The organism is Campylobacter concisus (genome assembly GCF_015229965.1).
GTDB lineage: Bacteria > Campylobacterota > Campylobacteria > Campylobacterales > Campylobacteraceae > Campylobacter_A > Campylobacter_A concisus_BD.
In genome coordinates this window covers 1-802 of sequence record NZ_JAAKZB010000051.1, presented here as the reverse complement: position 1 = coordinate 802, position 802 = coordinate 1, and the positions used below count along the sequence as shown (strand labels likewise).

The window sequence follows — 802 nt, the reverse complement described above, 5'->3', positions numbered from 1 at the left end:
TGTTTGAATACTCTACCTATCTAGTAGGTCTAAATAAAAATTTACAAATGGCTGAAGAATTTAGAAGACTAGCTAAAAATCCCCCACTAGATGAATATGGAATGATACCTTATCTTGATGAGATAGTAGGAAATTACTTCGTGATGGATTTTAATAGAGACGGAGTAGCACAAAATACTTCTGGATCAATGCATAGACATCTAAGAAAATTAGTAGAAGATGAAGGAAAACTATTAGATCCTAGAGACCTTGATGCAAACGAGACTACTAGGGAAGAATTTGTGAGCTATGTAAATAAAGAAATGAAATTTTACCAAGATAAATTTGATGAGTACGCTTTTCCAAACACATGGGACGATCGTGACTTAAGTCTCTACATCGACTCCACCCTCCTAGAAGCCAAGATAATGTCTCTAACCCCACCAGAAGGATATCCAAATGCACCATACTACAACACACCAGAAGAGCTAACAAGACTATATGAGGCTGGTAAATTAGATAAAAAGCTAAACCCTCTAACACCAGTCATATATAGAGATAGCTTCCCAGAAGATCTTAGGCAAAAGATCTTAAGCTATGCTAAAGAGCATAATATAAAGGATTAAAGAATAAATTTAATATCTATGGCTCCACTTGGAGCCAAACCCCATTTCATAATAGGCTACTACAATGCAAAGACCCAACAAATCCAACCTTGTAAAGCAAAAATTCACCGACATAAAAACCCTAAGTCCTATTAAGGATTACAGTCAGTACAGCATAAACATCAATAAAGAAAACAATAGATCAACTCTTGTTTTAA

The 802-nt window shown here is 35.0% G+C and carries 1 pseudogene; it reads left to right on the top strand.

Features of this window, described 5'->3' with window-relative positions:
• Positions 1-605 (top strand): annotated as a pseudogene (locus G6W43_RS10495) (thioredoxin reductase); the annotation flags it as partial.
• Positions 606-802 lie beyond the last annotated feature (197 nt).